This window comes from Streptomyces sp. NPDC045021, from assembly GCF_056432645.1.
The window spans coordinates 35,428-50,836 of sequence record NZ_JBWKIQ010000027.1 but is presented as its reverse complement, the minus strand read 5'-3'; the positions used below and the strand labels follow the sequence as shown (position 1 = coordinate 50,836).

The window sequence follows — 15,409 nt, the reverse complement described above, 5'->3', positions numbered from 1 at the left end:
TTGTCGAGGCGCCCGCTCGGTGAGTTTCTCCAACCTGTGTGGTGTGTTGCGCTGCACCTGACCTGCTCAGATTGAGGTTGGAAAACGCTCAGTGAGGCTTTTCCAACCTCCGTCTGACGTCGTGTGGCCGGAGGCTGGTCGGCGCTCAGCGATGCAGGTTGCTCAGGATGTAGTCAACGACTGTTGCCTTCTCGGTGGAGGTCAGGGTGTCCCACCGCTTGTGGGTGGCCTGGCTTATGGTGCCTGACCAGGGGGCCTCCGTCTCGTGTAGGAGTTCGATCTGGGTTGATGTGCACCGTGGGCATGGAGGAGTTCCGGCGAAGGTGAACGGCGAGTGGTTGCTGTCCGGATCGAAGACGCTGCCGACCATGGTGCGGATGAGTTGGCCTGCGGCTATCTCTGTCATGTCGAGGGTTCGCCCGTTCTCGCTGACCAGGACCTGGATTTCCGCGTATGCCGGGTTGGTGGGTGCATCGAGGAAGACGGCCTCTGGGGTCGGGGAGATGCCGAGGAAGCTGCCGTAGCTGAACGACAGATCAGCCTCCGGGCAGGGTGAACTGATGGTCGCAGGAGCGGCAGCGGTAGTGCCATTCGGTGCAATGCATAACGTCATCATGCCGTTGCGAGGTGTAGGACCAGGACGGCCTTGACGATGGCGGTGATGCCGGTGGTGCTGCAGCGAAGCTTGCGCAGGAGCCGCCATGACTTGAGTGTGGCGTTGGCTTGTTCGCCGACGGCTCGGATCCTGACGCGGGAGGAGTTCACGGCGCGCTTTCCGGCTGAGAGCGTGGTCCATCGTCCGCGGTAGGGCACCCGAATCGTGCCACGTGCGCCCTGGTATCCCTTGTCGGCCCAGGTCTGCACGCCGGCGTCGGTGAGCGCGTCGATGATCCCGTGGGTCCGGGCCGCTTTGATGTCGTGGACGGCTCCGGGCAGCGCGGGCGATGCCCAAAGCAACCGTCCGAACGGGTCGGCGATCACCTGGACGTTCATACCGTGTCGCCGGTGCTTACCGGAGTAGTACGGGCGGTCGGCCGCGATGCGGTCGATGGAAAGCAGCGTGCCGTCCAGGATGACGAACGCCTTCGCCTTTGCGCTCTAGACGACTTCGGTGAGTGTGGGGGCCTGGGCGGCGAGGATGTCCACGGCCTCGCGGACGTAGCGGTAAACGGTGGCGATGCCGACCGTCAACGAGGCAGCGAGCTGGGCATAGGTGTCCCCGCAACGCAGATGTGGCAACGCGAGCAGAGCTTGGCGGCCCGCGGTCAGGCGTCGCCATCGGCTGCCGATCTGGCTCCGATGCGTGGACAACTTGCGGGCGAGGCACCGCAGGGTCGAGCTGGACAGATCGATGCCTGATGGGTAGACAGGCATTGGAGCTCCTGGCCGACATGGTTGATCTTGGTCGACAACCCGTCTATCAGGAGCTTCACCACTTCGTACAGCCCAGCTCAACAGTTATCCTGTCGCGCCATCAGGTTGGAAAAGGCTCAGTTGTGGACCTGCCGACTGATCGGCGATCTGATGTTCAAGGTGTCCCGCCCAGGCAACCTGGTCCCTCGTATGGTTCGCGGCTGTCAGGAGATGCTCGCGAGGACCTCTTCGGCGACCTTGACCGCCTGCTCACTGCCCCTCACACCTCCTGCGAGCGATGAAAGACCCTTGATGCGGACAGCTACTGCGATTCGTCGTCCGCCACTCCGCTCCGCGTACCCGGTGAACCACGAGGTGGCAGAGTCGCTCTGAGCGTACGTGAGCCATCCCGTCTCTCCGCTGATCTTGGATTCCGTCTCCCCTGGGCCGTGGGACACCACGTCGCTCGCCGCGGTCTGGAGTGCCGACTGCAGCGCATCGGCAGTGCGGCGGGAGATCGCCTGTTCAACACGACCGTCAGAGGCCTTGGGCTGTTGGGTGCTGCCATCGGCATTCGTCACTCGCTCCACCAACTGCGGGGTCACAAGTCTGCCCCCACTGGCAATCGCCGCCGCGACCCTCGCCATCTCCAGCGGAGTTGCCGCGACATCTCCACCCCCGATCCCTGTCAGAGCCGCCAGGGAAGGCGACAGGCTGCCTTTGGGGTAACTGCTCTCGGAGACCTGTAGCGGCATCCTTAATGTGCCGCCATTGAAGCCGAACTTCTCTGCCGCTGATCCGAGTTGGGCCGGACCGAGGTCGCGGGCCATCTTGGTGAACACATTGGCGCAGGAGTAGCTCAGCGCCACCCTGATTGAAGCGTTCTCGCACTGGGGGGACGCACCGGTCACGCGTGTCGTCGAGCCGGCAAGCAGGTAGCTGAGAGGGCTGACGCTGGCAACATCCACTGTCGTGTAGAGCCCCAACTCCAGGGCAGCGGCTGCGACAACGATACTGAATGTCATGCCCGGGGCGTCGGCCTGCAGTAGAGCTCGATTGAGCATAGGCGAACGCGCGTCCGCGTGGGCTGCCTTCCACGCCTTCGCGTCCTCGGGCCGTGTGCCGCTGAAAGCCGCAGGGTCGTATGAGGGCGTACTGACCACGGCCAGGAGCTTCCCGGACTCCGCGTCGAGTGCCGCAGCCGCGCCCTGCCGGTCACCCAGCGCAGCGAAAGCGGCTTTCTGGGCTGCGGGGTCGATCGTCGTCACGACGTCACCCGCTGTGGCGCCGGGCGCTCCGCCAGCCAGGACATCGTCGTACACAGCTTCCAGCCCTGAGCTGCCGTACATCATCGCCCGGTAGCCCGTGACGGGCGCGTAGAGGGTGCCGTCGGCATAGGTGCGCTCGTATGGAACCTTCGAATTGCCCGTGGGCTTCGAACCTGTGACGGCCTTCCCTCCGACGAAGATGTCGCCCAGTCCGCGGCGTGACGACGGGGAAGTGGGCTTGGCCGAGGACCTGTCGGCAGAGTCGATGTGTGAGCCCTGGCTGCACCCGGTCGCCAAAGCGGCCAGCGCGGCGAGAATCCCCGAGACGCGGAGCGCTCCTCTGATGGTTGGGTGCATGACGGACAGCCTACGGAAGGCTGCGGAGCCAGCGGCTTGATATGCGCTTATTTCCCGGCCCATTACTGCCCATGTCGTGCCAGGATCTACGTAATGCGCCCCGAGCGGGGGCCGGGGCGGGGCGGCACTGATGGAAGAGTTTCTGCAAGGCATTCCGCAGCCTGATGGCCTGTGGAACTTCGTCCTCAACGCCACCTTCGGTCCAGGCATCGCACTCACGGCGTACCTCCTCTACGGCCTCGTGACCGCATGGTTGGGCACCATCAGGTCGACCATGACGCTCGCTCGCTGGCTGGGCGGGGCAGCGCGTGACGTCCGCGTCCGGCTGGTGGAGATGTCCTCGACGCAAATCACCGCGGCAGTGGTCCTGTCGGCCCTGCTGGTGCTGGTGCTGTGCGGCTGGCTGGTCGGCGTCCTCGTCATCGGGAACCTGATCTCCTTCGCCTACAAGCAGAACGGCCACGACTTCCTGGAACTCCAGGCACAGGACGCGGCGTCGCTCGTGGACTGGTTACAGTGGACCACGTTCACCAAGGCATACCTCATCGCGGCGCTGGCCGTGCTGCTCATCGCCGTCGCCCGTCGGGGGGATCCGAACCTGCGCTTCCTAGCGTTCCTGATCGGCATACCAACGATGCCATGGGGGTTTTCGATCGCCCTGCTCTCGGGGTTCGAAATCATCCTGGGCTTCTTCGCCTGGATGGGGACCGGCACTTACTCGGTCGGGGCGGGGTTTGCCTGGCACCTGGTCTTCGCCGGGATCATCGCCGCCTACCTCGGATCCTGCGTTCTTGCCCTTCGTGCTGCCAAAGTCCTGGGCCGCTTATGGCTCGCACGGCAGTGAGCGTTTGCAGCATTGCCTCTCCAGGGTGAGGACGGCCTTGGTCATGAGGTCATGCAGTTGGGGCTGATGCGGAATCTGCGGAAGATCTGCCAGGACTTCAGTCGTGCCATGCCTCGTTCGACGGGCGCTCGTACCTGGGCGAGGGCGCGGTTGAGGGTGCGCTGGTGGGGGTGAGTTCACCGCCGGGTGGGCGTCTGAGGCCGGTGGTGACCCAGGGGCCGGCGCCCGTGTAGGCACGGTCAGCGAGGATCGGGACGCCTTATCGCTCGCAGATCCGGACGATACGATGGCTGCGGGCTGCGGTCAGATCGTGGGTGCGGCCCGGCAGTGCGGGCGAGATCCACAGCACCTCACCGGCGGCATCGGTGACGACCTGCACGTTCACGCCGTGCCGACGGTGCTTGGCCGAGTAGTCACCCCGGCTGCCGCCGACACAGTCGCTCTCGGCGAGGGTCCCGTCCAGCAGGACGAAGTCCGGGTCTTTGTAGCTCAGGGTGGGTCCTGTTCGTCCAGATCGTAGTCCGGGAGGTCGGCCGGGCGCACCACGACCGGACGCTGCTCCCCCAGCGGCCGCCCGCCCGGCCGGCTGGGCCAGGTCTCCACCGGCAGATCGAGGAGCGCTCTGACCACTGCCACCTGGAGGACCGCCGGGCGGTCCGGTTCGTCGCAGCGGCGGAACGCCTCGGCGAGCGGGGCGCTCAGCCGCACCGGTAGTTCGCCGAGGCGGGTGCCTTCGGCGCCCTCGGCCACCGGTCGGACGTCGCCCGCCGCGTCCACGATGGCGATCCGCCAGTCGTAGCTGTCCCGCTCCCGGCCGCGGCGGTCGATCTCCAGCAGCACCGAGGGGTACGAGACCGCCTCGTGGGCGGGCGGACCGCCGACGCCCGGGGTCCGCACTCCGGACGGGCCGGGGTCCGTCCTGCGGTCGTTGAGCCGGGCGAGCCATTCGCGGCCCAGCTCGTTGCGGAAGCCACGCGACAGGTCCCGTTCGCTCGCGGCGACGGCCGCCGCCCAGTTCCACAGCCGGCGCTCGGCGCCGTGCGCCGCCTCGTACGGGCGCTCCGCCGTCGCCGCGCGCACGCAATAGCGCAGGATGGTCTCCAACTCGCTCTGACCGCGCCGCAGGTCGTACAGGAACCCGAGGCCGTCGCGCCAGGAGCGCGGGGCGACCGGGAGGAAATCGCGGGACTGGCCGCGCAGTTCGTTGACGGTCGCCAGCAGGCTCCAGGTGCTGACCGGCGGCGGGAGCTCGGCGAGCAGCCCGAGCAGCTCGGTGCGCATCCCGGCTGAGAGGGCGCGCCCGGCAGTGGCGCCCAACAGGTTGTGGGCGTCGGTCCAGGTCGTGACGTTGGTGTTGGCGAGCCGGTGGCGGTCGGCGTGGTGCCGGTCGTGGGCGTGGACCACTCGCTGGAAGAGGTCGTCGGCTTCGGCCCCTACCGGGCCCTGCGGCAGTGGCAGGCCGCGCAACTGCACGACGGATATGGCCAGTCCGCCGTCCTGGCCGCCGCGCCGGGCCTTGAGCACGCCGATCACCTCGCCGCGCGCGAGGTCGACGACCGGGCCGCCGGAGGCGCCCGACGGGATCTCGTCCTCGTTGCCGAGGCGGAGCTTGCCGTCCTTGCCCAGTTCGCCGCGGATGGTGCACCGGCCGCTGACGTCCTCGACCTCGCCGTCGACCTCCATGCAGCCGAAGAAAGCGACTTCCTTTCGGGTGAAGACCTTGGAGGTGCGTTCGGTGAGCCAGACGCAGGCGTGCGGCACGGGTTCCAGCAGCCGGATCAGCGCCAGGTCGGGGGCCGGCCACAGCCCCGGGCCGGGATTCGCCGTCGGTTCGGCCCATTCGACGCGGCCGCGGACCGTGCGGCCGTCGAAGGTGATGCCGACCTCGCGCCCACCGTCAGCCACAGCGCCTCCCTCGCCCCGGAGCGCCACATGGGCGCAGGTGAGCACCCAGTTGGGGGCGACGAAGAAGCCGCTGCCCCATGGGCGGACGGCGACGTCCCCGGCGGACGGACCCCCGGACCCGTCCGGGGCATACCCGGACGGAGGGGCATGAACACGTACGGTGGCGGCTCTCACCAGGGGCGCCAGGGTCTCGAACGGATCCGAGTCCTCGTCCTGTTGCACGTCTGCCCACAGTCCGGCGCGGCGGTCGCTGAGTGTGCCCAAAGGCGGATGCTCAGGTTGCTCAGCGGCCAGTCGGTGGTCAGTCGGAACTTCCCGTGTTGAGTTCACCAACGATGTCGTCGTACCGTCGATTAGGGCAGTGGCAACAGCTTGGTACTCCACGTCGAGCCCTGCGAGCACTGTGGCCGCGACCCGGGCGAAGGGCAAGCTGGCTTCCGGTAGGCTCCAGTTGCCGACTGCGGCGGCGGAGGGGATGAGCGCCCGGAAATTGAGAGTGCCGCCAAACCTCTGAGCAACCTTTCCGGAAATCCTGCTAATTACATTCAGTACGTGCAGCGACTCACGCCGCGTCAGGGTACTTAGCAGCTTTTCGCGGACGCCGGGACGGAAGTCGTACAGCGTTAAGTCCGGGTCGTCGTCGGGGCCGGTGTCCTCCTGACTCGGTGCGAGTAGGCCGGAGAGGAAAAATTCCGCGAGATGGGCAGCTGTAGAGCGAGGCATCATCGCGTTTTGAACCAGGCGCATCACAGGCAGCACTAGCGGAGCAGCCGCCAGGTAGCTGGCCAGCTCAAACGCTCCGATTGATGCCTCACCTCGAAATCGTTCGACGAACGTCCCTGCATCGATCTCCTGCGGCCGCACGCTCTCAGATTCCTCAGCGACATGTTGCTCGCTCTCCGCCAGAGGGGAGACATGGAGGGCCATTAGAGGTGTCCAGCCCGGGGCACTTCCCGCTATGAGCTTGGCCCAGGGGCCGATCCAATCCGGTCCCAATTCAAGCACGGGGATCCAACCACCCCGCTGGTTTCCTTTGACGGTCCCGTGGGTGGGCGTCTGAGAGCGGTACCGTGGGAGCGCTCGGCCCGAAGGATCCGACCGAGCTAGTACCGGTGCTGGCACCAGACTTGTGCGGTGCCAGAGGCTGCGCGGCAACACCTGGAGCACCGCCACGGGGCGGGTACGGGACCACTGGTCAAGCACCGCACGGAATTCGGGGCTGTGCCACGTATCTCCGACACCGTCCGTGAGCAACAGGAGCAACGTTCTACCGCTAGGATCATTCAAGTGTTCCGCGGATACGGTCCTCTGGGCCCCGGTGCGGAAGACGTGGTGGAAGGGCGACAAGTGCGGTACGGAGCCGCTGGTCTCCAGCGACCAGGTGCGCTTCATACGGAAGGCACCGTGGCTTTCGAGCAACTCCTTCAGTTCACAGGCAAGCCGACGCCAGATCACCATCGAGGGCCCGGCGTCCACCACAAGGTCAACGGAGAATCGACGCTCGGTGCGTGGGTGCCATGCCGGCATCAGTAGTGATGTCTCGCCTGTCGCCGCCGCCGTTGCGACCTCATCCAACACCGGTGGACCAGGTGCCCGAACGCGCCCTTTCAGCGGACGCAGAGCCCGTGAGATTGCCAGCAAGTCGGTCAGTGCGCCCTCGCGGTGGACCCTTACGACAGCGGCGGGGATGCCGGTGACGTTATGGCTTGAATGACCCAGCACCCCAGCCTGGCGAGTAGACGCCGCCGCGTGCAGTGGAATGTCGGACCGAACGGGGGTGGGTTTGGAAGGGACCTCGCCGGGTCGGCCGGACTCTGTGAAAACCTGCGGCAGGCTATCGCCATCCGCATTGTCCTGGGGGAGGCTCCGGCCGATGAAACGGGCGACCCACAACGCGTCTGCCAGATCCTGAGCGGTCGGTGGGCTGTCCCCAGCCAGAAGTCGGTTCATGCTCCGTGCTAGCTCGTCGCCCACGAGTCAGCCTTCGTTGAGGGGACGCAATAGGTGATTAATAATCAGATCTCGCTCCTCGGGGTCGTCCCAGATACCCTGTGCCGCTCGCACCGCGTTGAGCAGCTGGTCATTGGCGAGTTCCGCGCCGTCCTCGTCCTGCTTGCGTAGAAACTCCGTAATGAGAGCGTCTCGGATCGCCGATGAGGGCCCCTCGACCGCTGGCAGATGCGCTGCCAACAGACGGCCCAACTTGGCGCGGTCTGGCTGCCGGATCTCTAGACGAACACATCGACGTAGGAATGCGGGCGGGAACTCGCGCTCCCCGTTGCTGGTCAGTACCACAACGGGGAAGTCGTGGCAGCGGACCCGGCCTCGTCGCAGCTCCGCCCAGCCTTCGTCGTCAGCGGTCATCACCTCGGCTGTGGCTTCGTGCAGGCGGGCGAGCTCGGGGACTATGAACTCGCCCTCCTCGAAAACGTGAAGCAGGTCGTTCGGAAAATCGACATCACTCTTGTCGATCTCGTCGATCAGCAGGACACGCGGAGTGCGCCACGGGAGAAGAGCAGTACCGAGGGGGCCAAGACGGAGATAGCGCCCAATGTCAGGCGGCTGCAATCCGGTATCCGTATGACCGCCATGGTTTCCATGACGGTGTGCCAGCCGCTCACGTAGTCCGACGTCTTGTAGCCGTCCGATCGCATCGTACTGGTATTGGCCGTCTTGGAGGGTGGTACGGCTAGTGACGGACCAGCGAAGCACGGTGCCTAGTTTGAGTTCCTGGGCGATGCTGTAGGCCAGGGTCGACTTTCCGACTCCTGGACGACCGGTTATCAGCAGAGGCCGGCGCAGGAGCAGTGCCATGTTGACCAGGTGGATTTCCTCACGGTCCGCCTGGTAAAGGGAGGCCTGGAGGTGACGACCTAATCGGCGGCGCTCGGCGGCAGCCGACGCCGGCCTGGGCAAATCCAGGAGTTCGGCGTCTTCCACTCCGTCGGAGAATGATCGCCATGGCGGGGCGCTGGGCAACCGATCAATGCCGTCATGTGGTTCGGCGGCACAGCGGTACACCCACCAGTCCGGCACTGATCCCATCGCCGTTGTCGCGGAGAGGGAGTCGCGGCCGTTCTCGACAAAACCGTCCGCGGTCATCTCTGTCGCCTTCCATCGCTTGGTGGCCTCACGGTCGATCCACATCCGGCGTCGGAGCGGCGAGTGCGGTCTCCCGGTAGATGCAATCGGGATCGTCCCAGAGCAAAGTCAGGTGGTTGTGCATGTCCGCAAGATCGTCGCGGGGAGCGGTACGCCGCCACAACCGCAGGCGAGTGGGCAGATCAACGAGTCGTTCCGGAGCGAGCTCAGTCACTCGCTGGGCCAGTTCGCAGGGATCACCGTCGTCCCGTCGCCACATCATGCAGGGCACTCCTTCGCAAATAGCTTCCTGAAGGCTGAGAGAGTGTCTGGGATTCTTGTGGTCATAGGCGAACGCCAGCCCGAGTCCGTTGCTGTCGGGATGGTTGTCGAGCCACGTTCTGACCTCCCCGTCCCTGCCTTGGAGGTACAGCACGTCTCCGTGCGGTTCGAGCGACGCGTCGGGGCCCAGTGCGAGCCACCCAATGATGTGGTCGGGCCCGCGTTGCTGGCTGCTCTTCTGGAAAGTCTTCCAGCGGCGGACCCAGTCCCGATGCCAGGACGGTCGCTCAAGTCGGTCCAGCGAGCGTACAACCACGGGGTATTTGTGACCGAGTAGATATTCCTGGCCGTCGGACAGCCAACGCTCCACCGGATGTCCGAGTAGAGACCAAGGCAGGAGAAACTCCACCTGAACGCAGTCGGCGTCGTCCAGACGGGCAGCAAGGTCAGACCATTCTACGAGACAAGATCGGCCGAGCTGCTGCAGGTTCCGCAGTGTGAAGGGCTGCGGCGCTTCCCTCCTGCGTGGTCGACACAGACCGGAATCCGTCCGGTCAAAGAGCGCCCCGTCGAGGTGGTACTCCTGCTTGCCCGGCGCTGTCTCGCGCAGCCGTATCTGGAGTACCCGGCGGTTCACTGACGGTGTCACACGCCGACCACGGTCGGCCAATCGTGTGCGCAGGCGAGGTGCTAGCCCCATTTCATGTGCAGCCACCTCAATGTGACCACGCAACAGTGCCGCGTCGTCGCTGTGAAGGGTGCCAGCCAATTCCGCCAAGAACCGCAAGACCAAGGGGGGTCCCGGCTCGGAGGGAATCCCCTTGGCGATGTTGTCGTTGCTCCCCCGCGTGCTGCGTGCGTCGCTCAGACGTCGCACCATCTCCGGTACGGTCTCGGTGCCACGCAGCCCGGTGGGCTCACCATGTAGGAGCGCGCAGTGCAGCGCTTCACCCGCCTGCGACACCGACACCCTGGACCTCATCGTTTCCATCACCGCGACGATCGCCCGCAATCGGGGTCCCGGCAGTCGTCCTGCTGGTGCCAGTTCGTCGACAAGATCATCCAGTTGGGCCATGGCGGCCTCCTCGCCGCGCAAGAACCGCAAGGTATCCGCCAGTGCACGAAGTGCCGCATCGGGCGTTCTGTGCTGGTCTACCTTATGCACCAGTGCCAGGATTTGATTCCGCGGGTGCGGGTGGTGAGGTACCGCGAAGGGAGTGCCTTGGCTACCGAGTCGCTTTCCCATAGCACCGACGACCTGCTGGAAAAAGTATGGATCGTGCAGGTCGAAGAAGGCACCGCATGCCTTGCATAGCCGGTCGATGTCCCATGCGCTCCAACTGTGTGGCTCCGGCGCGGGGTGGCCCCGCATCCCTGTTTCCCCCGGCGTCACCGCGGACGGCCAACTATCGCTTGCAGGTCAGCGGTGGCCGCGTCATCGGGACGCAGTGCGGCGACCGCATCACAGAATGCGGCCACTGCCGCCCGTGAGTCGCGATGCGACCTGCATCGCTCGACTATCTCCATCAGATGATCACGCGGATGCGCCTTGTACCCAGCTGTAAAGCCGGCCTCCGGAGCCAAGGTGCTTCTCATCATGCTCACCACCATGAGCCGGAATCCTGCATCGTCCATGTCGGAGACGCGCTCGGCTGCGGCAACCACGGCCAACGTGTCGGGGAAGACATAGGGACTCGCTTTTTCGTCACCTCCGACCGGAGGGGGCGCAAAGAGGGAACTACGGGCGGCGCTGTTGGCCGTTGGTTCAGCGGGAACGCCGAATACGGTGCTGTCCTCGATTGGCCGACGGACGCCGTCAGATAAGCCGGTATCTAAGGAAGTCAGCAGGAGCAGACGCCGGAGGGTCGTGTAGGTACGGTGTTCATAGGTATCCGGCCGGGCGATGCTGGAATGATCTCCGGGAAGGACTCCGGCGTCAGGGAAGACACTACGTGCCGACGCGGTTGGAACAATGTTGTCACTCTCGCCGGCGTATACCGAAAAGGGAATTGGGCAGGTACGGGCAGTCACGTGGTCAGCATTGACAATATCGCGCAGCACAGTGCGCTGGGTGTCAGTAATTTTCTCGTCGAGCGGCCGCAGTTGGCGTTCTTGCGCATTGCGTCGCATCATGCGCCGACGCATCGTCAGGGCAATCTGAGCGCCGTTGTTGGGACTCGCCAACATCACAACCCGGCGGATGCGCGTCAGATCCGCTCCCCGGCCTTCGGCGAGCATCCGTGTCAGGTAGCGCTGGATGATGAGGCCACCTTGACTGTGGGAGACGAGCAGCAGGCGCCCGAAGACCTGCGCTTCGGTGTCCAGGAACTCCTTCAAACTGTCGGCGAGCACGTCGAACGTTGGGAGACTTCGACGGGGATCGAACGACCATAGGCCCGTGGCGTAGTTGAAGGGCAGCGTCTCGACGAAGTCGAGGCCAGCGTCCCCGGAGATCAGTGATTGAAGTGAATCCCACATTGCCGCCGACGAGTTAAATCCGTGGACGCACACCAGACCCAGCTGTCGCTCCCCCGTCGCTTCACTCACTGGTGCCCGCCCCTTTCGTGAGCATGCTCCGCTGCTGCCAAGCTACAGAGGCGGGCCGCTGGCCGGGGCGGAATGGCAAATACATCGGACGGACATCCGGCTCGTAGCTGCGACAGAGCGATGGCTGCGTACAGACAGTTGCGATGTCGTCTTGAGCCGTCGCCTCCCCCAGGGACTACGGACGGTTCATCTGAGACACCGTTCCGACCTGCACTTTTGGTGTTCGGACCGGTTGTGACCTGGGCGGATGGCCAGCTCCCGGCGTAGAGCGTCGCGTTGTCGAGAAGCCACCGGATGGCGTCGTCGAGCTGCTGCAGCCGACGGTTCCGCTCACCGGTCAGCCGCTCACGCATGACGCCCGTGCTCTCGGGATCGTCAGTCGGCGGAAGCACGAACTGCTACAGCAGGCGGCAGGCGTTGATCCGCAGCATGGTCGCGCCGGGGGCGCCCTAGTACTCCAGCCGTAGTTCGTGATCTCGATCGTGAGGGGCGCCGAGGAGGCAGCTGGCAGCGTCGATCATCCGGGCGAGACCGACCACGCCGTCGCGGGCGTCCGTTCCTTCTCCGCCTACCCGAGTCCACCGAGACGGAGGGCGTTTCTTATCTCGCTGAGCTTCGCGGTCGTCGCCCGGGTCCACTCCTTCGCCTGCTCACCGAGACGGATGGCGTTCTCAATCTCGCTGAGTTTCGCGGAGGACAGAACGCCCGCTCGCTCGATCAGGTCGTCCCGGGACACGGTGGTCAGCCACGTGCAAGGGGTGAAGCCCGGACGCGGCAACGCGAACCGCAGCACGCCATCAAAGGCCAGTCCTTCCATGGCGCCTACTGCCACTTCGACGCCCAGACCGGTGATGTCAACACCCGCCCGAGGGACGACCTGCATCACCCAGATCCCGGACGCGTCGTCTCCCGCCAGCAGCACGACCGGCCGCCGCTCGTCGAACTCCACCCACCAGACTTCGCCACGTTGCACATGTCCTCCTGGCACAGGAACGGCGGGCGGACGCTGCGCGACCCCGACGCGCTGTGGAGACGGGTGCGGCCACCCGTTGATCATCGGTGTGTGAAGACAAACGATCACGCGGTGGCCGCAGGTCACAGCGTAGACCCTGCCCGCTGGCAGGAGGCGTTCGAGGGCCTGATGAGCCGGATAGCGGGACGGTTCACACGGGTCGAACCCCGGTTCCGGGTCAGGAAGTTGGTGCTCGGACTGCTGTCGGACCTGCCGCGCAAGAACTGCTGGACCATCGCCGAATGGGCCGGGGAGAGGACCCCGGACGGCATGCAGCACCTGCTCGGCCGGGCCAAGTGGGACGCCGACCGGGTCCGCGACGATGTGTGTGACTACGTGGTGGACCACCTGCACGACGACGAGGCGGTACTGGTGGTCGACGAGACCGGGGACGTGAAGAAGGGCACCGACACGGTCGGCGTCCAGCGCCAGTACACCGGTACCGCGGGCAGGATCGAAAATGCCCAGGTCGCCGTCTACCTGGTCTACGCCGGCCGGCGCGGGCACGCGGCAGTGGACCGGGAACTGTACGTCCCGCGTTCATGGACCTCTGACCCTGACCGCTGCCGGGATGCCGGACTCGACCAGGACACCGCCTTCGCCACCAAGCCGGAACTGGCCACTCGTATGGTTGCCCGGTTCCTGGACGCCGGCCACCAGGCCGCATGGGTCGCCGGCGACGAGGTCTACGGCGGCAACCCCAGGCTGCGAACCGCACTGGAGGAACGCGGCACCGGCTACGTCCTCGCGGTGGCCTGCTCGCACGAAGTCACCACCGCGGCGGGGAGGTTCCGTGCGGACACCCTGACCAAGAGGTGCCCAAACGGGCTTGGCAGAAGCTCTCCGCAGGGGCCGGGGCCAAGGGCCACCGTCTCTACGACTGGGCAGTCATCGACCTCGCCGACCCCCGACCCGGGAGTCGTCAGCTGCTGATCCGCCGTAACCACAGCACCGGCGAACTCGCCTACTACCGCTGCTACTCGCCCGCACCCGTGCCGCTGACCGTGCTGGTCAGAGTCGCTGGATCAAGATGGCGGGTGGAGGAGTTCTTCCAGTCGGGCAAGGGCCTGGCCGCACTCGACGAGCACCAGGTCCGCCGCTATGCCTCCTGGTCCCGCTGGGTCACCCTCGCCATGCTCGCGCACGCCTTCCTCGCCGTCGTACGCGCAGACGAGCACACCCGCCCCGCACCCGATGCCCTCATTCCGCTCACCTGCAACGAGATCCAGCGCCTGTTCATCACACTCGTTGTCCGACCCGTCCACGATGCCGCCCACCGGCTCGGTTGGTCCGACTGGCGGCGCCGCCACCAGGCCCGATGCCAGGCCAGCCACTACCGTCGACAAGCCACTCAGGCATGAAGATCACGATCTACGGCTGGAGTACTAGCCGGCGCGCAGTTCCCGCCCGACCTTGTGCAATGGTTCGCAGGAGTCGACTCCGCAGTTCACCACGCTGAGAACTGCTGGCTGAGCATCCATCTCAACTCCTGACTCCAGGTGTAGCGGTCAAACTCTAGGCGACCGTCCTGGCCAGGAACGTGATTGTGAAGCTGGATAACCTCTTAAACCTGCCCACTCCGCTTGCTCCGGGTCCTCGGACGTCCGTGGACCCTTGGAAGTGCCGGTATGACTGCGCGCTTCGGTTGGCGAGTTGAGCGTCTGCTGGGCCGGTCCGCGTAGGCATGCTGGAGCCGGCTCACCGCGCGTTTACGCCTCAGAGCAACCGCTCGGCCGTCGCTGCCCGTACTCGCAACGTGTCAGCCTCCTTGTGCTGCCCCTGAGCGGCCAGGATCCGGGCCCGATACTCCATCGCATACCCGTCGCCCAGCTCCTCGGCGCGTAGGAACGCCTGCATGGCCTGCGCCAGGTCACCACCGTCCCGGAAGGCCACGCCCAGCGCAGTGATCGGGAACGCCTCGTCCTGCGCGAGGATCACCGGCGCCCAGCGCTCGACGCCGACCGCGTCGCCACGGTCGAGCGCCTGCCGGACGAGGCCCAGCATGGCGTCCGGATCACCGAACGCCGCAGCCTTCTCCCAGGCCACCTGCGCGCGGTTCGCGTCACCGGCCGCCGCGTGCAGCATGCCCAGGTTGTAGCCGGCAACCACGTTCCCGGCTGCCCATGCCCGGTTCCACCAGTGCAGCGCGCCGACCGGGTCGCCCTGCAGATGCAGGGCCGCCGCCAGGCTCCCCATGGCCACGTCGTCGCCCAGCTCCGCCGCAACCCTCAGGTCGGCCAGCTCCTCGTCCGATGGCATCTCAGCGCTGCCGACCGGCAGCCGGCTCGACACCAACTCCTCGACGGGCTCCGACCGCCGACGCAACCACCAGGCCATCAGAAGCCACCCTGGTTGAACAGCCGTACCGATCCCCGGCACGCGGGCAAGCGAACATCTATCATCCGTCGATCATGCCAGCCGCGACTCCGCAGCCTCAGCTACCTGGTCGCGCTCGTACTGGTAGTCGGTATACAGCGCGACCAGGTCAGCGGTGACCGGCACAGAGTGGTGACGGCGGGACTTGGCCAGGGCGCGGTTGGGGTTGTCCATGCGGCGATGGACATGCACGTGCGGACCTTCCACACCACAGCCCACAGCGCGCGAGGAGGCCAGCAGATGCATGTCGCTGCGGTGCAGGCCCAGCGCCTCACCGATCCGCAGCCCCGTACACGCCAGCAGCGCGATCAGGAAACGGTCCCGGGCACTCGGAGCCGCAGCGATCATGCGGCGGATCTGCTCATCGCTGAGGTCCTTTTAGCC

The 15,409-nt window shown here is 65.9% G+C and carries 9 protein-coding genes and 4 pseudogenes; 2 read left to right on the top strand and 11 right to left on the bottom strand.

All coding sequences use genetic code 11. From position 1 onward, the window contains the following. Nucleotides 1-145 precede the first annotated feature (145 nt). From AC07DC_RS41025 to AC07DC_RS41015, 3 genes and pseudogenes are all read right to left on the bottom strand, one after another. Complete coding sequence (locus AC07DC_RS41025; RefSeq protein ID WP_478920035.1) at nt 146-616, bottom strand: hypothetical protein; 471 nt, start codon at nt 614-616, stop codon at nt 146-148. Next, nucleotides 613-1,374, bottom strand: a pseudogene (locus tag AC07DC_RS41020) (transposase family protein). The gene AC07DC_RS41025 and the pseudogene AC07DC_RS41020 overlap by 4 nt, the downstream one beginning before the upstream one ends. A 203-nt stretch (nt 1,375-1,577) precedes the next feature. Continuing rightward, complete coding sequence (locus tag AC07DC_RS41015) at nt 1,578-2,978, bottom strand: penicillin-binding transpeptidase domain-containing protein (RefSeq protein ID WP_478920034.1); 1,401 nt, start codon at nt 2,976-2,978, stop codon at nt 1,578-1,580. A gap of 130 nt (nt 2,979-3,108) precedes the next feature. Here AC07DC_RS41015 and AC07DC_RS41010 point away from each other — a divergent pair, with 130 nt between their 5' ends. Next, nucleotides 3,109-3,822 (top strand): hypothetical protein, encoded by a 714-nt coding sequence (locus AC07DC_RS41010; protein WP_478920032.1) that lies wholly within the window; start codon nt 3,109-3,111, stop codon nt 3,820-3,822. Here AC07DC_RS41010 and AC07DC_RS41005 read toward each other — a convergent pair. From AC07DC_RS41005 to AC07DC_RS40980, 6 genes and pseudogenes are all read right to left on the bottom strand, one after another. After that, nucleotides 3,802-4,354, bottom strand: a pseudogene (locus AC07DC_RS41005) (transposase family protein); the annotation flags it as partial. The gene AC07DC_RS41010 and the pseudogene AC07DC_RS41005 overlap by 21 nt on opposite strands. Then, nucleotides 4,312-7,677 carry an SAV_2336 N-terminal domain-related protein gene (locus tag AC07DC_RS41000; protein ID WP_478920031.1) on the bottom strand — a complete coding sequence of 1,122 codons (3,366 nt, stop codon included), beginning with the start codon at nt 7,675-7,677 and terminating at the stop codon, nt 4,312-4,314. The pseudogene AC07DC_RS41005 and the gene AC07DC_RS41000, both read right to left, overlap by 43 nt. A gap of 27 nt (nt 7,678-7,704) precedes the next feature. Continuing rightward, nucleotides 7,705-8,829, bottom strand: coding sequence for an AAA family ATPase (locus AC07DC_RS40995; protein ID WP_478920030.1), 1,125 nt, complete (start codon nt 8,827-8,829; stop codon nt 7,705-7,707). A gap of 28 nt (nt 8,830-8,857) precedes the next feature. Beyond that, on the bottom strand, nt 8,858-10,462 hold the full coding sequence (locus tag AC07DC_RS40990) for a VMAP-C domain-containing protein (protein WP_478920029.1): 1,605 nt from the start codon (nt 10,460-10,462) through the stop codon (nt 8,858-8,860). A gap of 17 nt (nt 10,463-10,479) precedes the next feature. After that, on the bottom strand, nt 10,480-11,637 hold the full coding sequence (locus AC07DC_RS40985; RefSeq protein WP_478920028.1) for an alpha/beta fold hydrolase: 1,158 nt from the start codon (nt 11,635-11,637) through the stop codon (nt 10,480-10,482). A 568-nt stretch (nt 11,638-12,205) separates the two neighbouring features. Continuing rightward, complete coding sequence (locus AC07DC_RS40980) at nt 12,206-12,610, bottom strand: type II toxin-antitoxin system PemK/MazF family toxin (protein WP_478920027.1); 405 nt, start codon at nt 12,608-12,610, stop codon at nt 12,206-12,208. 168 nt (nt 12,611-12,778) lie between these two features. On the opposite strand from AC07DC_RS40980, the pseudogene AC07DC_RS40975 reads away from it, so the two are divergent. Continuing rightward, nucleotides 12,779-14,010 (top strand): annotated as a pseudogene (locus AC07DC_RS40975) (IS701 family transposase). A gap of 355 nt (nt 14,011-14,365) precedes the next feature. Here AC07DC_RS40975 and AC07DC_RS40970 read toward each other — a convergent pair. Together AC07DC_RS40970 and AC07DC_RS40965 are read right to left on the bottom strand one after the other, a co-directional pair. Then, a complete protein-coding gene (locus AC07DC_RS40970; protein ID WP_478920026.1) occupies nt 14,366-14,986 on the bottom strand; it encodes a hypothetical protein in 621 nt (206 codons plus the stop codon). Between the two features lie 72 nt (nt 14,987-15,058). Further along, nucleotides 15,059-15,385 (bottom strand): annotated as a pseudogene (locus AC07DC_RS40965) (tyrosine-type recombinase/integrase); the annotation flags it as partial. Nucleotides 15,386-15,409: the final 24 nt, after the last annotated feature.